General features: G+C 53.2%; 17 protein-coding genes and 1 pseudogene. 9 read left to right on the top strand and 9 right to left on the bottom strand.

All coding sequences use genetic code 11. From position 1 onward, the window contains the following. Nucleotides 1-21: 21 nt before the first annotated feature. The 5 genes and pseudogenes from AXA67_11310 to AXA67_11290 all read left to right on the top strand — a co-directional run bounded on the left by AXA67_11310 (nt 22) and on the right by AXA67_11290 (nt 4,894). Nucleotides 22-954 (top strand): glycine--tRNA ligase subunit alpha, encoded by a 933-nt coding sequence (locus AXA67_11310; GenBank protein KXJ39652.1) that lies wholly within the window; start codon nt 22-24, stop codon nt 952-954. Further along, nucleotides 954-3,026, top strand: coding sequence for a glycine--tRNA ligase subunit beta (glyS, locus tag AXA67_11305; GenBank protein KXJ39651.1), 2,073 nt, complete (start codon nt 954-956; stop codon nt 3,024-3,026). Before AXA67_11310 ends, glyS begins: the two co-directional genes overlap by 1 nt. Then, entirely contained in the window at nt 3,023-3,613 is a 591-nt protein-coding gene (locus AXA67_11300; GenBank protein ID KXJ39650.1) for a histidinol-phosphatase, read from the top strand. The genes glyS and AXA67_11300 overlap by 4 nt, the downstream gene beginning before the upstream one ends. Then, on the top strand, nt 3,573-4,325 hold the full coding sequence (locus AXA67_11295; protein KXJ39649.1) for a hypothetical protein: 753 nt from the start codon (nt 3,573-3,575) through the stop codon (nt 4,323-4,325). The genes AXA67_11300 and AXA67_11295 overlap by 41 nt, the downstream gene beginning before the upstream one ends. Nucleotides 4,326-4,363: 38 nt before the next feature. Then, a pseudogene (locus AXA67_11290) lies at nt 4,364-4,894 on the top strand (hypothetical protein). Between the two features lie 208 nt (nt 4,895-5,102). On the opposite strand, the gene AXA67_11285 reads toward AXA67_11290, so the two are convergent. The 6 genes from AXA67_11285 to AXA67_11260 form a co-directional block, all read right to left on the bottom strand. Further along, the gene (locus AXA67_11285) at nt 5,103-6,965 is read right to left on the bottom strand and encodes a cell division protein FtsH (GenBank protein KXJ40168.1); all 1,863 of its coding nucleotides are present in this window, start codon (nt 6,963-6,965) and stop codon (nt 5,103-5,105) included. 155 nt (nt 6,966-7,120) lie between these two features. After that, the gene (locus tag AXA67_11280) at nt 7,121-7,972 is read right to left on the bottom strand and encodes a hypothetical protein (protein KXJ39648.1); all 852 of its coding nucleotides are present in this window, start codon (nt 7,970-7,972) and stop codon (nt 7,121-7,123) included. Nucleotides 7,973-7,994: 22 nt separating this feature from the next. Then, nucleotides 7,995-9,287 carry a hypothetical protein gene (locus AXA67_11275; protein ID KXJ39647.1) on the bottom strand — a complete coding sequence of 431 codons (1,293 nt, stop codon included), beginning with the start codon at nt 9,285-9,287 and terminating at the stop codon, nt 7,995-7,997. Nucleotides 9,288-9,320: 33 nt separating this feature from the next. Further along, nucleotides 9,321-10,127: a hypothetical protein gene (locus tag AXA67_11270; GenBank protein KXJ39646.1), complete on the bottom strand. Its 807-nt coding sequence runs from the start codon at nt 10,125-10,127 to the stop codon at nt 9,321-9,323. Next, entirely contained in the window at nt 10,124-12,493 is a 2,370-nt protein-coding gene (locus AXA67_11265; GenBank protein KXJ39645.1) for a hypothetical protein, read from the bottom strand. The genes AXA67_11270 and AXA67_11265 overlap by 4 nt, the downstream gene beginning before the upstream one ends. Continuing rightward, nucleotides 12,483-13,115 carry a hypothetical protein gene (locus AXA67_11260; GenBank protein ID KXJ39644.1) on the bottom strand — a complete coding sequence of 211 codons (633 nt, stop codon included), beginning with the start codon at nt 13,113-13,115 and terminating at the stop codon, nt 12,483-12,485. The genes AXA67_11265 and AXA67_11260 overlap by 11 nt, the downstream gene beginning before the upstream one ends. Before the next feature lie 186 nt (nt 13,116-13,301). On the opposite strand from AXA67_11260, the gene AXA67_11255 reads away from it, so the two are divergent. The 3 genes from AXA67_11255 to AXA67_11245 are packed head-to-tail and all read left to right on the top strand — an operon-like array spanning nt 13,302 to nt 16,525. Then, complete coding sequence (locus tag AXA67_11255; GenBank protein ID KXJ39643.1) at nt 13,302-13,913, top strand: hypothetical protein; 612 nt, start codon at nt 13,302-13,304, stop codon at nt 13,911-13,913. Further along, nucleotides 13,910-14,647 (top strand): ABC transporter permease, encoded by a 738-nt coding sequence (locus AXA67_11250; GenBank protein KXJ39642.1) that lies wholly within the window; start codon nt 13,910-13,912, stop codon nt 14,645-14,647. Before AXA67_11255 ends, AXA67_11250 begins: the two co-directional genes overlap by 4 nt. 3 nt (nt 14,648-14,650) lie before the next feature. Continuing rightward, a complete protein-coding gene (locus tag AXA67_11245; GenBank protein KXJ39641.1) occupies nt 14,651-16,525 on the top strand; it encodes a hypothetical protein in 1,875 nt (624 codons plus the stop codon). Here AXA67_11245 and AXA67_11240 read toward each other — a convergent pair. Together AXA67_11240 and AXA67_11235 are read right to left on the bottom strand one after the other, a co-directional pair. Continuing rightward, nucleotides 16,501-17,856 (bottom strand): hypothetical protein, encoded by a 1,356-nt coding sequence (locus AXA67_11240; GenBank protein KXJ39640.1) that lies wholly within the window; start codon nt 17,854-17,856, stop codon nt 16,501-16,503. The two genes, AXA67_11245 and AXA67_11240, sit on opposite strands and share 25 nt — an antisense overlap. A 52-nt stretch (nt 17,857-17,908) precedes the next feature. After that, nucleotides 17,909-18,196, bottom strand: a complete 288-nt coding sequence (locus tag AXA67_11235; protein KXJ39639.1) for a hypothetical protein — start codon at nt 18,194-18,196, stop codon at nt 17,909-17,911. On the opposite strand from AXA67_11235, the gene AXA67_11230 reads away from it, so the two are divergent. Then, nucleotides 18,195-19,007: a hypothetical protein gene (locus tag AXA67_11230; GenBank protein ID KXJ39638.1), complete on the top strand. Its 813-nt coding sequence runs from the start codon at nt 18,195-18,197 to the stop codon at nt 19,005-19,007. The two genes, AXA67_11235 and AXA67_11230, sit on opposite strands and share 2 nt — an antisense overlap. A gap of 169 nt (nt 19,008-19,176) precedes the next feature. On the opposite strand, the gene AXA67_11225 is transcribed toward AXA67_11230, so the two are convergent. Next, a complete protein-coding gene (locus AXA67_11225) occupies nt 19,177-19,356 on the bottom strand; it encodes a hypothetical protein (GenBank protein ID KXJ39637.1) in 180 nt (59 codons plus the stop codon). Nucleotides 19,357-19,393: the final 37 nt, after the last annotated feature.

Here is a 19,393-nt window from a genome sequence, read left to right as displayed (position 1 = left end):
GACGTATAATACCGCTTTTTAATCCATCAGCGAGACACCGTGGCGGAAACTGTTCCAACCATCGAAACCTTTCAAGACCTCATTTTGGCCTTGCAGCATTATTGGGCCGGCAAAGGATGCGCCCTGCTCCAACCCATGGACATGGAAGTAGGCGCCGGCACCTTTCATCCCGGCACCTTTCTCCGGGCGATCGGACCCGAACCCTGGCGCACTGCCTATGTGCAACCCTCCCGCCGGCCGACCGATGGCCGCTATGGGGAAAACCCCAACCGCCTGCAACATTATTATCAATTCCAGGTGCTGCTCAAACCGTCCCCCCTGGAAATCCAGGAATTATACTTGGAGTCGTTGCGCCAATTGGGGTTCGATTTGTTGGAGCATGATGTCCGCTTCGTGGAAGACAACTGGGAATCCCCCACCCTGGGCGCCTGGGGACTGGGCTGGGAGGTCTGGCTGGACGGCATGGAAATCACTCAATTCACCTATTTCCAGCAAGTAGGCGGGCTCGACTGCCGCCCAGTCAGCGGCGAAATCACCTATGGGCTGGAAAGAATCGCCATGGCCCTGCAAGGGGTCGAAAGCGTTTTCGATCTCGTCTGGAGCCGCAACGGCAATGAAGTGATCACCTACGGTGATGTCTTCCACCAAAACGAAGTGGAAATGTCCGCTTACAATTTCGAACACGCCAACGTGGATTTTCTTTTGCAAAGCTTCGACCACTATGCCGCCGAATGCCAGCAATTGCTTGAACAAAATCTGCCCCTGCCCGCTTACGACCAGGTGCTGAAGGCATCCCATACGTTCAACTTGCTCGATGCCCGCCACGCCATTTCAGTCACCGAACGGCAACGCTATATCCTCAGAGTCCGGGAACTGGCCCGCGGCGTCGCCCAATGCTATTACGAAAGCCGTGAAAAGCTGGGGTTCCCCATGTTGCGCAAGGAGGATCAATAATGGCCAGCCGCGATTTACTCTTTGAACTGGGCACCGAAGAACTACCTCCCAAGGCCCTGCACCCGCTGATGACCGCGCTTAGGGACGAGACCGCCGCCCGCCTGGAAAAAGCGCATTTGCGCTTTGAATCCATCAAAGCCTACGCCACCCCAAGACGCCTGGCGCTGATTGTCCACGGCTTGGCCGAAACCCAACCAGACAAGAGCGAAGTCCGCCGGGGACCTGCCCTCCAGGCCGCTTTCGGGCCCGGCGGTGAACCTACCCCCGCCGCGCTGGGGTTTGCCAAAAGTTGCGGCGTCGAGGTGGCGGATCTGGAAACTCTGAAAAACGCCAAGGGCGAATGGCTGTGCTGCCAGATCCATACCCCTGGCGCTCGCACCCAGGATTTGATTGGCGATGTCCTCCAACAAAGCCTGGCGGCCCTGCCCATCCCCAAACGGATGCGCTGGAGCGATTTGGAAGTGGAATTCGTCCGCCCGGCCCATTGGGCGGTATTGTTGTTTGGGGAAGAAGTCATCCCAACCCAAATCCTCAATTTAAAGGCCGGAAACATCACTTTCGGTCACCGTTTCCACAGCCCGGAACCTTTGACCATCGCCAACCCAGATCATTACGCGCAATTGCTCTTCAGCGAGGGCTGGGTGATTGCCGATTTCGACGAACGTCAAGCGCGGATTGAAGAACAGGCCAACAAATTAGCGAACCAGGCAGGCGGGCGGGCCCATATCGACTCGGCGCTGCTCCAGGAGGTCACCGCCCTGGTGGAGTGGCCGGTAGCGGTGATGGGCAATTTTGACGAGCGTTTCCTGCAATTGCCGCCGGAAGTTTTGATTACCGTGATGCAGTCCCATCAAAAATATTTTCCGGTCAGGGACGACAATCATGCGCTGCTGCCCTGTTTCATCACCATGGCCAACCTGGACAGCAAACGCCTGGAATCGGTGCGGGAAGGCAACGAACGAGTCATCCGTCCCCGCCTGGCGGATGCCGAGTTCTTCTGGCACCAGGATCTGAAAATTCCCCTGGAGCAAAGGCTGGCGCAACTGGCCGGGATTATTTTCCAGCACAAACTCGGCACCCTGCTGGATAAAACCCGGCGCCTGGAAAAACTGGCCGTTCTCCTGGCCGATAAACTCCACAGCGATAGCGGCACGGCCCTGCGGGCGGCGCAATTATCCAAAACCGACCTGACCACGGAAATGGTGGGTGAATTCCCGGAACTGCAAGGCATCATGGGCCGCTATTACGCCCAGGCCCAGGGAGAACATGAAGAAATCGCCGCCGCCCTGGAAGAGCAATACCGCCCCCGTTTTGCCGGCGGACCGTTGCCGGAAACCCGCTGTGGGGAAATCCTGGCGCTGGCGGACAAACTGGACACCCTGGTGGGGATTTTCAGTATCGGCCAGATTCCTACCGGCGCCAAGGACCCATACGCCCTGCGCCGGGCGGCCTTGGGCATCATCCGTATCTTGATTGAAAAACAGCTGGATCTGGATCTCAAAGCGTTGTTGCAAGCCAGCGCCGAAAACTATAGCCATGACTTTGACCACCCTCAGGTGTTGGCAACGCTGGAAAATTTCATTTTTGACCGGCTGAAGGGCTATTTGCTGGAAAAAGGCTTTACCGCCGATGAATTTGAAGCCGTGGCGGCGCTGAAAATCTTGAACCTGCTGGATTTTCTCCACCGTATCGAAGCCGTTCACGCCTTCCGTCAGTTGCCGGAAGCAGAAAGCCTGGCGGCTGCCAACAAGCGTATTCGCAACATACTGCGCAAATCGGGACTAACCACCTTTGCCGCTGTCGATTCAGACCGGCTGCAAGCGCCAGAAGAAAAGGCGCTCTTGACGGCGGTCGATCAAGCCCGGAAGGAAATCAATCCTTTTCTTCATCGGCGGGATTATACCCAGGCATTACAGCGGCTCGCGCAATTGAAACAAACGGTGGATGCCTTTTTCGACCACGTCATGGTCATGGTGGAGGACGAGTCCGTGCGCCAAAACCGTCTCAATTTACTCCATGAAACCGCGGCCTTGTTCCTGCAAATCGCTGATATTTCACGCCTGCAAGGATGACGGCCGGGATCGGGCTTCCAGGCTTTGAGGCGATTGACACGATCCTCCTGGACCGGGACGGGGTGATTAATCAAGACTCGCCTGACTTTATCAAGTCCCCGGAGGAATGGCGCCCGCTCCCCGGCAGTCTGGAAGCCATCGCCCGGTTAAGCCAAGCGGGCTACAAAATCATTGTCATCAGCAATCAATCCGGGCTGGCGCGGGGGCTGCTTGACCAGAAAACCCTCGATGCCATCCACGACAAAATGCTTCGGGAAGTATCTTGCGCTGGCGGACACATTGAGGCCATTTATTACTGCCCCCACGGCCCGGACGATGACTGTCCGTGCCGCAAACCCAAGCCCGGCCTGCTCCACCAATTTGCCGCTGATTTCCATGCCGATTTGAACCGGGCCTTGCTGATTGGCGATAGCTGGCGCGACGTGGAAGCCGCCCGCGCGGCGGGCGCCAAAGCAGTGCTGGTCAAAACCGGCAAGGGCCAAGAGGCCCTCAAACAACAGCCCAATCCCGGCATTCCTGTTTTCGATAACCTTTACCAAGCCACCTATGTCCTCACAAAAAACAAAATCCCTCAGCCTTTATCTTAGATCCGGCCTGTGCCTGTTTCTGCAGTCCGCGCTTACCGTTGTTCTGACGCCAATAGTCTTGCTGGTTTCCCTGCTGCCGCAATACGAGTACCGTTACCGGCTGGCCCGGTTATGGGCCCGCTGGCAAATTCTATTGGTGCGATGGATTTGCCATCTGGACTATGAAATCGAAGGTCTGGAGCATATTCCAGAGACTAACGGCATCGTCTTGAGCAAACATCAATCCGCCTGGGAAACCCTGATGCTGTTCTTGATCTTTCCCCGGGCCATTTATGTACTCAAGCAAGAACTCCTGCGCATCCCTTTCTTCGGCTGGTGTTTGAGCCGTTACCACCATATCGCCATCGACCGCGGCAACCGGCGCGCCGCCATGCGGTCCTTATTGAAGCAGGGATTGAAGCGGCTGAAGGAAGGCCACTGGATTATTATTTTTCCCGAAGGCACCCGGGTCGCGCCCGGACAAAGACGGCGCTATGCCGGCAGCGGTGGCATCCTGGCCTGCCGGGCCAAAGTGCCGGTGGTGCCGGTTGCCCACAATGCCGGCGAATTCTGGCCACGGAATAGCTTTTTAAAATACCCGGGCACCATCAAAATGCGAATCGGCCCGCCCCTGGACGGCGCTTCCATGGAGATAGACGAAATCAATCGGCAGGCGGAAGACTGGATCGAAAGCACCATGACCGAAATTTCCACGCTGCCAAAAGAGCAATAAAAGCCGTGGCAAAACTCACCAGACAGAATCTATTGTATATGCTGCTGACCGCTGTTATTTTTATCGGCGGTTATATTTATCTACGCTACGCCTACTATGTGTCCGAACCCGCCCCCTTCGCCCAGGAAATCGTTCTGGTCGTTTTGGGCACGCTTGCGACAATTCTTATTACCGCTATCTTGCTCAACAAACAAACGGAAGTGGAGCTGACAAAAGAACAAAGCATTAAATTTATCGAACTAAAAGCGGCACTTTACACAGAGCTGCTTAACTATTTGGAAGAGCTTTTTCACCGTCCGAATATTGCGGGCGATGACATTATCACACTCCAATTCCTCACCCACAAACTGGCTATTTCCGCCAGTCATGAAGTGCTTCATTCCTATCAACAGCTATTGCAAATCTTTGCCCAAAGCGCCAAAGACCATCAATTCAGCCACCGGGAAAGAGACGACCTGCACGCCGCATTGGCCCGCCTGACCGTCAAAATCCGCCAGGATTTAGTGGGCGATATCGATGAACAGGCCCGCCTCACTGCGGGCGAAATTGAACGCCAAGTGCTGCAAAATTGTAACCTGACCTTGAGTGCTTATGACAGCTACGAACTTCCAGAAGCAGAACCGCGTCATTTAAACACGTAAGGTATTGATTGCTAGGGCAGATGGTCTGCTCCCAGAAGACACTCGACACAATCTTCAAAAAAAATGATTGGATCGATGCAGGCCTTTTAATGTGGAATCACCCCAGCCGACTCCTAGCTGGGGTGATGTGGATTAATCAATCCTTTGCTTTTCCATGTTTGCTCAGCACCTGCTTGACCTCCTCGCCACTGAGGACTTCTTTTTCCTGCAATAACCTGGCTAACGCATCGAGTGTTTCCTTTCTCTCCTTGAGTATATTGATCGCCCGCTGATGGGCCTGTTCAATCAACTGTCTGACCTCGGTATCAATCACCCGCGCGGTTTCCTCACTGTAATTCTTGACCTCCTGCGCCGGGGCGTTTTCCAAAAAAGCCAGTTGTTGCCGCTGCCCCCAGGTGGCCGGACCCAGCTTGTCACTCATGCCCAGGTAGCACACCATGTTGCGGGCGATTTCCGTGGCCTTTTCCAGGTCATTTTGGGCGCCGGTGGAGACATCGCCGTAGATGATTTCTTCCGCGCTTCTGCCGCCCAGGAGAATCGCCAATTGATCCTTGAGTTCCTGTTCGGTGGCCAAGAATTTTTCCTCCACGGGCAGTTGCAGGGTATAACCCAAGGCACCAATCCCGCGAGGAATAATGGAAACCTTATGTACCGGCTCACCCGTCGGCACACATTCAGCCACCAAAGTGTGCCCGGATTCGTGATAGGCCACCCGCTCCTTTTCTTGGGGGTTCAAGGCGCGGGTTTTCTTTTCCGGCCCGGCGATCACCCGGTCGATGGCCGCTTCAAAATCCTCCATCGAAACGCAATCGTGGTTTTTCCGCACCGCGATGATGGCCGCCTCGTTACAGACATTCTCCAATTCGGCCCCCACGAACCCAGGCGTGCGTAAAGCCACGGTATGCAAATCCACATCACTGCATAATTTCATTTTGCGGGTGTGGATCTTGAGAATCCCGACGCGGCCATCCACATCTGGCTTGTCCACCACAATCTGACGATCGAAGCGCCCCGGGCGCAGCAATGCTTTGTCCAATATCTCGGGCCGGTTGGTGGCCGCCATGACCACTACCCCAGAAGACGGATCAAAACCATCCATCTCGGCCAAAAGTTGGTTCAAGGTTTGTTCCCGTTCTTCATGGCTGATAGGAGAAGCGCCCCGGGATCGGCCGATGGCGTCGATTTCATCGATGAAGATAATGCAGGGGGCTTTCTGCCGCGCCTGTTCGAATAAATCCCGCACCCGGGCCGCGCCCACCCCAACGAACATTTCAATGAATTCGGAACCGGTAATGCTGAAAAACGGCACTCCGGCTTCCCCGGCAACCGCCCGTGCCAACAGGGTTTTCCCTGTTCCCGGTGGTCCCACCAGCAAAACCCCCTTGGGCATGCGTCCGCCCAAGCGCTGGATTTTTTTCGGATCTTTGAGAAACTCGATAACTTCTTTCAGCTCCTGCTTGGCTTCATCGCACCCCGCCACATCGTCAAAGGTCACCTTGACATCGGCCTCGGCATAAATCTTCGCCCGTTTCCCCAGGCTCAAAATACTGCGGCCACCGGCCATGCGCTGGGCCATCCAACTCCAGAACAAAAACAGCAACGCCAGGGGAAGAATCCAGCTAAAAAATAAATAGGCAAACCAGTTGGTGGTCTGGGGGCGAACCACAAATTCCACGCCGTGCTCTTTCAGTTTCTCTGCCAACTTGTCATCCCAAAGGGGAATCGTGATGAAGGGCTGCGGTTCTTCCTCGGGTGCCTCGGGCTTGAGCAAACCGGTGATCTTTTTCTCCTCAATCACCACCTTTTCCACTTTGCCCTGCTCCACATACTCAAGGAACTGGTTATAGGGAATCTCGATTTGCCGGACCTGATTGTAGTTCTGCCACAGGGAAAGCAACAGCATCGCCAAGATAAAATAAGCGATCCAGTTGTAACGGGGATCCTGCCAAAACGGCAGCTTGCCTGGCTTGTTGATTTCTATTTCAGGTTTCTTTTGCATGTTCCGCCATCCTTTCTGTATGGTTTGTCCTAATTTGACCAGGATATCAAGAAGACCGCCATGGGTGCTTTGTTTTCGCACATCCTTTTTCATCCCCCTGCCTCATGTTGTTTAACTACTAATTGTTATGGGGATGGTTTTTAAAGGCTTCAAGCCTATCTTAGAGTTGAGCGTGGACCTTGGCCATACATCCAAATCAAACGCATAAACCAGCCTTTGTCCAGCATACGCACGAACCAGTCGCCAAATCTTGCAGAAACGGTGTCACCCAATAGCATGAGGGGTGGCTGCCAGGGAAGGATCACTCTGGGGGAGCCTTTGCGCACGGCACGTACAATTGCCTGAGCTACCGTTTCCGGGGCAAGCGGCTTCATATGGGAGAACTGGACCGGCATCCTGGCCTTGGGAAATCTCGAGAAAAAGTCCGTTTGGGTCAGCGCTGGATAAACCGTGGTGACTCGGATGCCACTGCCGTGAAGTTCCTGCCTGAGGGCATCTGAAAAGGCGCTGACCGCATGCATGGAGCTGGAATAGGCACCAAACCGAGGAAATGCCTTCCTGCCCACTACCGAAGACAGATTGACGATCGCCCCCTGACCCTGGCGGCGCATAATGGGGAGAACCGCCTGGCAACAATACACCTTGCCAAAAAAATCCACCTCCAGCAATTCCCTGGTCTGATCGGCGAACTGGCTGTCTTCCACGGTTCCCACCGCGCCACCACCGGCATTGTTGATCAGAATGTCAATCCGGCCAAACTCCTTTTCCACTGCTTGAGTCATGGCATCAACCTGTTCTTTGGAAGCGACATCGGTGGGAATGACGCGGACGGGCGCTCCAAAGGATGCGATTTCCTCGGCTAGCCGGTCGAGTTTGTTGCGGGAACGGGCGGCCAAAATGGTGGTCGCCCCCTGGCGGGCGAATTTCAAGGCGGTGGCCCGGCCAATGCCGCTGGAAGCACCGGTGACAATGGCGACCCGGCCGGCAAATAATTGCTTTCGTTTCATAGTGATAACCTCTCAAGGTGGGTTAAAATGCGGCCTCAATGCCCAGCACCAACCGGTCGTTAGCGCCAAACTGGCCGAAAACTCCGTCACGGTCACCGAAGAACACATCGGCACCGAGCCAGATTTCAAGATTGTCTAGCCACTGATAGCCGAGTTTCGGCCTGACGATGCCATCGCCATGATTGAGGTTGGCGATGACCAAAACCTCGGCGGTCAGGGTGTCGTATAAAAAAAGCCGACGCATCAACAGCGTCAAGCTGGTGTCCAGCTGGTCGCGGGTAGATCGATGGGCGCGTTTCAGCATCCAGCTTTGAATCAACTGGCCACTGAAGAAAATATCGGCCGGCCCATTCCAGTCCAGCCCTAGCACGTAGTGCAAAAGCGGGCTTTTCACCACCCCGCGGTGCGCAGTATCTCTGCCGATAAAAAACTTACGGCTGAAGTAGCCCATTTCTCCGCGGATCACCCAGTCGCCCATGGCGGTGCTGAAGGTAGTCCCCAGGACATGGGTGCGTTCGTATTCCGGCGTGATCGTTACCACTGGCTTTCCTTCCACCCAGGCAATGCTCTGGCGAAGCACGGGCAGATTGTCGTACTGATAGAGATAGTTCAAGGTGAGGTCCCAGCCCTGCCAAAAGGTTGTCACCCGCAGGCCGGCATCGGAATCCTTCAGAGACCGGCTCGGGCGTTTGGGATCGTTCAGCTTCACGGTGACGCCGGGTGGAGCGGTGGGAACCAGCTCGGGAGAAGTAAAGGCATAAGTGGCGCTTGGTTTGGGAATCGCATGAAAGGTGGGGTCGGGAATCCAAAGCAATTGCCATGTCCAGTCACCGATTTGCCTTTCAATATTCACTGTCCACAAAGGGATCCGCGAGTCGTCAAAATCCTCCAGGATGAACTCCCGAAATGACTGGGGATCGACGACATCGAGCACTTTGAGTCCGTCTGCCTTACCCCAGACTACCTGTTGTTTGCCGATAGTGAGGTGGGTATCGCCGATTTGACCCTGGAAAAAAAATTGACGCAGCGCCAGTTCTGTCGTCTCATGGAGCAAGGCAGGCTTGCTATAAGGGCTGTAAGCACCACGCCCGATGTCACCTGGCTGCATGCCGTCCCTGGCTTCCGAGCGCAAACGCACGGACACAGTGAAACGCCAGTCATCCAAGAAGAATAAGTCGAGTTCCGGCCGTAGGCTCCCGTTCAGGGCCTGGGTCTCGCCTGTGCCGATTCCTTGCGCCCACTGTCCAGTTGCCGTTAGCGAAGCCGCCATGTCAACGGCCGTCGTTGCCAATGGCCAAAGCATTCCCGCTAGCATGACGACATTGTATTTCACGCAGCCACTCGCCAATCAGCGGCGCCAACCGCGTTTTAGGGTATTTTGGGTAAAGATCTGGTCCTCTACCCCCGTTTGATAGTCCACGTTGGCAAAACGGAAGCGAGTCTGGTGTCCGGTCTTGTGGTTGACCACCTCGATCAAATGCGGCGTCCAGATTCCCTGTACCTGACGAATATCGCGAAAGTGGATGGTTTTCAATGGCTGATTCTTGAGATCCCACATTTTTGCCCGCCGCACCATCCAGATTTGGTCGTCGACGCATTGCAATACCTTGCTATAACCCAGTTCCTCGGCAATCTCCCGGGAAACAGGCAGGCTCTCCAAGCGCAGGCAGTGGGCACCGTCGACTTGATCTTCTCCCACGGTTTTGCGCTGGTAATCCTTGAGTGAAACCCGGGTCTCCAGCTTGATATCCTCATAGGTGAAGTCGGTACCCAAAAAGTAATCTCCCCGGTCGGATGCCGAAATTCGGCGGACTTTGCGCAAGGCTGGCAGGTACAACCATTGATCGTCGTCCCGTTCAGGATCGGCGTAATCGTAGGTAAGAAAGGCGGTGTCTCGGATGCTCCTGGGGCTCAAATAAAAAATTACGGTCCGTTTTTCCTCGCCATAATATTTCCTGAACCCCTGGGTTTCGCGGATCCGGGTCTTGCCGCTGGCTTCCGTCATTTCCATCGTTACCGTGCGGGAGACGGCAATGCCTTCGTCCCGTTCGTTGATACGGCGGGCGATTTCGTCGCCACTGGGCAATTCCGTGCCAACGGCGTCATCGGTAACCATGAGCAAGGTTAGGGCTAAAAGCGCAAGAAGGGTATTCATGGGATATCTCCTTGGGGTTTGATGAATGGTAAAGCACGATCTTTTCCGATCATGAAACGGGGACGGAGTACTTTGACCAATGCTGGCAGCAGGGTCATGCTGGTGAGAAAACTGGTGGCGATGGCGACTGCCACCAGCAAGCCAAATTCCTGTAGGACGACAACCTTACTGGTAGATAGAACACCAAATCCTAGGGCAAGGGCGGCAAAATTGAACAGCAACGCCCGGCCCGTAGAGGGATAAAGGTTAGCGATGGCTTGATCAAGAGTGTTACCCTTTCGTATCAGGGTTTGCAGTCGTTCCAGGGTGTGAATGGAAAAATCCACACCCAACCCGATGGCGATGGCGGCAAACATTGTGGTGCTGATCGACAGCCAGATTCCGTTGAAACCCATCACCGCATAGATCATCAGAATGGTCACCACCACCGGCAGCATGGCCATGAAACCCGCCACCAGCGAACGGAAACTTAAAGATGCCATCAGCCATACCAGGCCAAGAGATATGGCCATGCTCATAAAATGGGTTTCGCCCAGGCGCCGGATCCAATGGACGTCGACATTCACCCGGCCGCTCAAGGCTGCGTGAATCCCTGGCTGATTGATATTATGATCAATATAGGCTTGAATGGCTTGAACCACGGCCTTGGCCACCGAATAACGGCCATCGTTAAGCCGGACCCGCACATTGGCGAGGCGGTAATCGTAGTCGGTAATGTCATTGAAATCGTCCGGACTCGCGCTGGCGCTGTAGAGGAGAAAGTATTGGGCGGCCAGATCAGCCTCCCCCGGAAGGTGGTAGGCTTGTGGTTGACCTTCGTTCAGGGCCCGGTTCATTTGTTTCAGGTAATCGACCAGCGAGGTGCTGCCCTGAACGTGGGGAAGCGTTTGCACGAAGGCTTGCAGTGCCTCGATGCGCTCGAGATTTTCCGGCTTGAACAAGCCTTCCGGAGCTGGGGTTTCAATCAAGATATCCAAGTAATGGGTGCCATCAAACCAGCGGTTCAGAACACTGTCGGCGATGAATAGGGGTTCTTCGGGATCGAAGGTGCGAATCAGATTTTCATCCAGTTTGATTTTCGAAGCACCGATGCCACCGATGATAATAATTCCCAGGGAAATCAAAATAAGGGTCTTCGGAAAACGGATCACCAGGGGGGCCAACCCGGACAGCCCCTTACCAAAACTATCAACACCCTGGCCGAGTCTGTAGGCTCGACTGAGTCTGGGACGAAGCAGAGCAAGCCATGCGGGCACGACAATCAGGGAATAGACCCAGGCTACGAAGACCCCTACCAGGGCAAACAAACTAAAAAATTTCATCGGCGGCATCACCGAGGCGAGGGTCAGCCCAAAAAAACCCGCCATGGTGGTCAGGGAGGTCAAGGTGATGGGCCGCCACATGGCCACCATGGTAGCCACTGTGAGAGAGCGCGGATCAGCATCCGGATGATCGGCCAGACGCTGATAATATTCGCTGAGAATATGAATCGAATCGGCAACGGCGATGCCGATCAATACCACCGGCAGAGCGTTGGTGATCACGAAGAAAGGGACACCGAAAGCGGCCATCAGGCCAATGGCGCTGCCGGCAGTGGCCAGAACCACCAGATTGGGCAGCAGCATCCCCCGTAATGTCCGGAACGCCAACAGACAGATCAAGGTAATTACGATGGCGGCGATAGGATCAAGCCTTACTGCGTCTGCATCGATATAAGCCCCCATGTAACCCGCTACCGCCCCTTCACCGGCAACATATAGCTTTTCCCCTGGCTTTAGAGGCGCACGAGCCGCCAGACCCAGGAGGTCATGGTAGGTTTGCTGGGCCTTTTTCTGATCCTGTAGTTCGGCGAGGATCAGAGTTCCTTTGCCGTTTTTGGCAACCAGACTGCCGAGATAGAGGGGAAAATCCATTACTTGCGCACGGATCTTATCGGCGTCAGTCTGGTTGGTAGGAGGCTCATCGAAAAAAAGCGCTACTTCCATGCCCTCTTCGGTGCCGGTGATGTCTTTTTCCGTGGCCAGGCTGGTAACGCGGTCGGAATCAATGTTGGGAAGCTTTCCGATCTCACGGGTGAGCCAGTCCAGTAAAAATAAGGCATAGGGATTGAAGACCCCGAATTTGCCATCGTCAATCAACGCAATCACCATGGGGTCTTCGAGCCCGAACAACTCGCGGGTTCGGTCCCGCAATTGCAGAGAGGGGTCCGAAACGGGAATAAAAGCATCCAGCCTTGTATCCTTCTGCAATTTGAGCATGAGAAAAGCCGAAATTGCGATAAATACAAAACCCAGAAAAACGATAGTTTTGGGTTTGGCTGTGACAGCCAAAAAGAAATATTGGGAGAATGGAAGCCTAGCCCGCATGACCGCCCTCCCGGGATGAAGCTGCCAGGCCCCGTTGTATTTGGGGACGTTGTTTCAGTGCTTGTAGCCAGCGGTTTAAGTGGCGGTAATCACCCAGCCGCTTTTCCTGGGCCAAAACACCCGGAAAAGCGATAACGTCGGCAATGGTGTATTCGGGGCCGGCGAGGAAGGGATGCTTGGTCAACTGAGCGTCGAAATGACGGTACAACTCGAACGCCCGCTTTTTCAATAAGGTAGCGGAGAGAGACAAACCGAGAAAGCTGCGCCGCTGCAAGTAAAAGGCGCTTAAGAAAGTAGCGCCGATATCAGTGGCATGAAATTGCATCCATTCATAGACCCGGGCTCTCATGTCCTGGCCTTTTGGAAGCAAAGTCCCCGTTTTCTCCGCTAAATACTGAACGATGGCAACCGATTGGGTCAGCACCAGCGGCTGCCCGCCACTGGCGTTGTGATCGACTAAAACCGGAATGCGGCCAGTGGGATTCAGCTTGAGAAAAGCCGGTTGCTGTTGTTCGCCCTGGATAAGGTTGACCCAATGTACGGTGTAAGGCTGGCCGGTTTCCTCCAACATGATGGAGGCGCGTTGGCCATTGGGGGTGGCGTAGGTGTACAAATCGAACATGATTTTCTCCGTGGCTGAATGACTGTCCCGATAGGCACATTTAAAGACGTGTTCCAAGTTGAACCTATATCAAACCAACTAGTCTGTTTGCAATAAAGCTATCACAGACCAACCGGTCTGTCTATAATATTTTTAGCATTTTTATAAATACGCCTTTAAACTCTAAGCCGCTTTGGTGAACCATCCATGTCTACGGAACGCAACCCTGAAAATACCCGCCTCAAAATCCTCAAGGCCGCTTTCGAGGAAATGCATCAACATGGCTTTCAAGGCATGCGGGTGGACCGGGTATTAGAGAAGACCGGCCTTAAAAAAGGCGCGATGTATCATCATTTCCCTAGCAAACAGGCCCTGGGTTATGCGGTACTGGAGGAGTTGATCGAAAAGCGAATCCAGGAATTATGGATCGATCCTTTAGAAAACTATGACGATCCTTTGGATGGACTATATCAACTGTTTGACAGCATTGGGCAAATCTGGCCGGATGCTTTTTTTTATCTAGGCTGCCCTTTGAACAAACTCGCCCAGGAAATGTCTCCCATTGACGAAGGTTTCAGAAAACGGATTGAGGGTTTTTTCCAATTTTGGCAAAATGCCGCAGGCGAAGCGTTACAGAAAGGTCAAGAAAAAGGAATCGTCGATGCCTCCGTTAATGTCCAAGATTCTGCTTTATTTATCATTGCCGTTATTGAAGGCATCCTGGGTATGACCAAAATCCAGCGGGACAAAGCCGTCTACGAGCGCGGCAAACGGGAACTGAAACGCTATTTGGAATCTCTTAGAAGCACGCAAGCATGAGAGCGGGCACATGGATTATCTGCCAGCGGGAATTGGCTTCCTACTTTTCCACGCCGCTTGCTTATGTGTTTTTGGTGATCTTTCTCATTATGAGCGGGGTGTTCACCTTTTATCTGGGGGGCTTTTACGAGCGTAATCAAGCCGATCTTAGGCCCTTCTTCGATTATCACCCTTGGCTGTATTTGTTTCTGATCCCCGCCGTGGCCATGCGCCTGTGGGCGGAAGAACGCAAAACCGGCACCATTGAATTGCTTCTCACCCTCCCCTTGACCTTGCGGGACGCGGTGCTTGGTAAGTTTCTCGCCGCCTGGTTGTTCGTGGGGCTGGCCTTGGTGTTGACTTTTCCTTTGTGGATCACGGTGAATTGGCTCGGCAATCCGGATAATGGCGTGATTCTGGCGGCTTATCTGGGAAGCTGGCTGATGGCCGGGGCCTATCTGGCCATTGGCGAATGCCTGTCTGCGGCGACCTCCAACCAAGTGATCGCCTTTATATTGACGGTAGTAGTGTGTTTCGTATTTGTTGCCGCCGGTTTTCCCTTGGTCCTGGAGGCGTTTTATCACTGGGCCCCCACTTGGCTGGTGGACGGTATCGCCTCATTGAGTTTTCTGACGCATTTTCACACCATCAGCAAGGGTGTACTGGATTTGCGCGATATTTTGTTTTTCCTGATCATGATTTCAGGTTGGCTGAGCGCCTGCGCCCTGGTCATCGAAATGAAAAAGGCAGGGTAAGTCATGAAGTCTTGGCTCACCGGGAAACCGGGTCTGTTTTTGATTGCGGCCATCGCTGTCCTGGCGCTGTTTGTCAATCAGTGGCTGCTTCAGGGGGCACGGCTGGATCTGACGGAAGACAAGCAATACACCCTTTCCAAGGGTACCCGCAACATTATCGCTTCGCTGAAACAGCCAGTGATATTGGAATTTTACTTTTCCAATCAAGCTACCCGGGATATGCCGCTGCTGCGCAATTACGCCCAAAGGATTCGGGAACTGCTGCAAGAATATGATCGCATCGGCAATGGCAAAATACGGCTGCGGGTAATCAACCCGGAACCTTTTTCTGAAGCAGAAGATAAGGCCGTTGAACGGGGTTTGCGTCCGGTGCGCCTGGCGCCTGGCGCGCCGGAAGTTTACTTTGGTCTGGTAGCGCTGGCCGGCAAGGACAAATCAACCACTATCCCGTTTTTCAACCAGGAACGGGACAGCTATCTGGAGTATGACATCAGCGAGCTATTGGTCCAGGTCTCCCGGGAGCACAAACCCAAGATTGCGCTGTATGCGGAACCGGACTTGCTGGTTCAAGGGGGTATCAATCCTTTCAACCGCCAACCGCAACCACCTTGGGTGATCGTAGAACAAATTCAGCGGTTTTACGATGTCACCTGGTTGCCAAAGGATTTCAAAGCCATCCCCAAGGAGACGGAGCTATTGCTGCTGATTCATCCCAGATCCCTGGAACAACCTGCGCTCTATGCCATCGACCAGTATCTGCTCCGCGGCGGCCGCAGCCTGTTTTTTGTCGATCCTTACGCGGAATTGGACGGCCCGCCCGCGTTTGTGCAGCCCGGACGCAAGAAGAACTCCGATTTGAACCCACTCTTCAAAGCCTGGGGATTTGAAATGATTCCTGGCAGATTTGTGGGCGACAATAAATATGCCATGCCCGTCAAAGTGGCCGAGGGGCGTCCTGCGGTCCGCCACCTTGGATTATTGGGGCTGGATTCCAGCGCCTTTGCCGATGAACCTATCCTGGCGCACCTGGATAAATTACTGCTTTCCTCTGCCGGGGCGCTTTCCCCCTTGAACGATTCCCACCTGAACTTTCTCCCCCTGCTCTCTTCCAGCCGGGACGCCATGCTCATTCCAACCGCGGCCCTGGACTATCTGTTTGATCCTGGCATTCTTTATGACGCCTTCCAGGCAGACGGTAAAAACCACATTTTGGCGGCCCGGATTGAGGGAAAATTCCCCAGCGCCTTTGCAAAACCTCCCAGTCCGGAAAATACCGCAACCCATGTATCCCAAGGCAAACAATCCGCCCAACTGATTGTGGTGGCGGACTCTGACCTGCTTGCCAACCGCCTGTGGGCCAAGATTCAAAAGAGCCCGGACGGTGAGCGGATGATTGTGCCTGTCGCCGATAATGGCCCCTTTGTCATCAATGCGATTGATTATCTCACCGGCAATCCCGACCTGATTTCCATCCGCAGCCACGCCAACCTAGCCAAACCCTTTGAGAAAGTGGAAAACCTGCGCCGGCAGGCGGAAAAGGCGCTACGGGAAAAAGTGGCCCAACTTCAACAGCAACTGCAAGCCACCGAAAAAAAGATGGCAGCCCTTGAAGCCGCCAAACAAACGCCCAATCAAAATCTTACCCCACAGCAGCAACAAACATTGGAAACCTTCCAGCAACAGCGGTTACAAATCCGCAAAGACCTTCGCCACCTGCAACATCAATTGAACGAAGATATCGAGCGCCTGGGCAATTGGCTGAAATTCATCAATATCTTGCTGTTGCCTCTGATGTTGACGGCATTATTACTGCTAGGAAGATGGTGGAAAAACCGGTACCGCCTTCCCGCGATTCAAAACATTCCTACCAGCAAATAAAGCAACAAGGAAATCCCGGCCCCCAATAACGCATAGGGAAGCTGGTGGCGGATATGGTCGATGGGTTCTACCCCCGCGGCCAACGCGGCAACCATGGTGCTGTCTGAGACCGGAGAACTGTGATCGCCAAACAAACCGCCACTCAATGCCGCGCCCACGAGTAATGCCGGTGAAATTTGAAAGGCTTCGGCCAGGGGAATCACAATGGGAATCATGATGGCAAAGGTTCCCCAGGACGTGCCAGTGGCAAAAGAAACCAGACAGCCAATCCCGAATACCAGAAAGGGCAGCCAAAAAGCCGCGATTTCCCCCTGCAGGGCGGAAGCCATGTATTCTCCCGTTCCGAGCACTCGGGTCGTCGCGCCGACGGTAAACGCAAATACCAACAGGCGCATCAATGGCCACATCATGACGATGCCTTGACCCAAGGGTTTCATCGCCGATTGCCACGAAAGGGCGCCTTCTTTTTGATACCAAACCAAGGTCGCAATCAGTGTCACCGCCACGGCAGTGAAAATTGCCAAGGGCGCATCGCCGGTGATCAACAGCAAGATCAAAACAGAAGACACCAGTAGGGCGATAGGTCCCCATAAGTGCCGTGCCCGCTTTGGGGCATGGGGGTCCGATTCAATCAAATCACTGAAATGGATGGGCTCTTCCCCTGCCAACGATGGCGATACTGGCAGTTTCCAGGGTATCTCCCAACCAGTGGTAGCAACAAAGGCCACTAATAATAAAGAAACCCAACCATAGAAAATAAAAGGCAGCGACCGTATTAACAAGGAAACCGGCTCGGTGACCCCTTCATCGACAAACATACTGATGATATAAGCGCCCCAGGCATTAATGGGAATCATCATGCATTTGGGGGAACAAGTGGTATCAAGGATATAACTGAGACGAAGTCTGGGAACCTTAAAACGGTCAAATAACGATAAACCCAGCAGCCCCGCAACCAGCACCCCAAAATAGGTTTCCACAAACAGCACCATGCTGGTGGCCAGAGTCAATAAAGAAACATGGCGGGGGGTATCCGCCAGATTGCGCCGGTCGATCCAGGCGTTAAAGCCTTCCACCCCGCCAGCCCGTTGGATCACGCCGATCAAGCTGCCAATCAGCAAACTGAAAACGATAATGAATAAATTGTCACGATCCGAAATCACTTGCCAAAAAAGCAGGACGAAACGGGCGGAAGCATCGGGCAACCACCCTTGCTCGATAATCAGCGCCCCCAAAAACACATAAATTCCCAGGGCCAGAAGAATCCGGTGGGTAAAAAATGCCAGCGGAATGGCAACGAGCGCAGGTAATAGAGAAAGCCAGGTCGACACGACAAAAGTACCTCACTTATTTATTTTTATGGCAGATTAAAAATTCCGTTTGCTATAACCTAAATTCTGCAAGTGATTCGGCATTGCCTAAATCTTGATTGACGCCCTCGGTGCTCGAATCACTTGCATAATTTAGGTATGAAATTTGAGCAGAATCTTTAAATTCTCTCATATTTTGGCGCTTCGTTTCACTTAACCAAAAGGGCTGACAAGGGGTTTCCACCATGATGATCAAAACAGGCTGATCTAAAGTCAGCTTGGGTTTAGGACAATGGCTACCAAAACTGCCCGGGACAATGCTAACATGCAGGGCCAATGAGTCTTGCAGGGGGGAATCCATGGGTGTCTTCAGTCAATTCAATCCACTGGCCAAAAGCTATGACAGCACTAATGCTTTGGCACTTGGGCATGCCGCCAACCTAATTTATGAGGACGATGATAAAATTTCGGAAACCTTGGACCTGTGGGGGTTTACGGAATCTCGCTATCTTAACCAGGGCGGCACCCAAGGCTATCTGGCCAGCCAGGATAAAATGCTGCTGATTGCTTTTCGCGGGACAGAATTAGATCAATTGGAAGATATCCTCGCTGATGCAAATGTGGCTTTGTATCCGGGACCAGTGGGTCAGGTTCATGTTGGTTTTTTACATGCACTGGATCAGGTTTGGCCAGCTTTTCTTGATTTTTTCTATGGGATGTATCAAGGCCAGCCCGTCTGGCTCACTGGCCACAGTCTTGGTGCAGCCCTGGCAACCTTGAGCGCGGCAAGAATGAAATTTGACCCCGTTGACCAAGTCCTGATTCAAGGAATTTATACTTATGGCTCGCCTAGGGTCGGTGACGATGAATTTGCCAGTGCTTTTGATCGCGCCTGCAAAAAGGTTTGCTTTCGTTTCCGAAATAATAATGATGTAGTCACAAGGGTGCCAATTCCAGGTATTTTCGCCCTCAGGTACCGTCATGTCGGGCAACTTTGTTACTTTGACGCCCAAGGCATGCTACATTTTGGCATGTCCCCTTGGGAAATGTTCTGGGACAGGCTTCGTGGCCGGTTGGATGATTTGGGGAAACCCGGGAGTGATGGTCTGAAAGATCATGCAATGAGCGCCTATCTTGAACATTTACAATCCCAGCAAACACCGAGAATGTAAATTTTTCTGACATTTCCATCCTCCGTATATAAGTGGGGAAGAAATTGTCAACATGCCCTTAGGAGGAAGAAGACTAAGGACAATTTAGGCATGCATCAACTAAGCCGCCTCCGAAAAGAAAAGATTTTGAAAACCAAAAAATAAAAATATATGCTATTAAAACAATATGTTAAATATACACGGTCAGACTCGAACCATTCACTTCCACCTGTTTTTTCCATTCTTCCAGAATCTTTTCCGCGCAAGCACGGGCTTGTTCGGGATCGTCAAAATAAGCGGTTAGTATACCGGCAACTTCATAGGTGTATCCTTGGAAAGAACGAATAAGCGCAATGATATTGTTTTTCATGAATGGATCCTCCGAAAATCACGTGGAAATCGCTTCC

The organism is Methylothermaceae bacteria B42 (assembly GCA_001566965.1).
GTDB lineage: Bacteria > Pseudomonadota > Gammaproteobacteria > Methylococcales > Methylothermaceae > Methylohalobius.
Note: the sequence above shows the minus strand (reverse complement) of the source record. Positions and strands in the feature narration are given on the sequence as shown.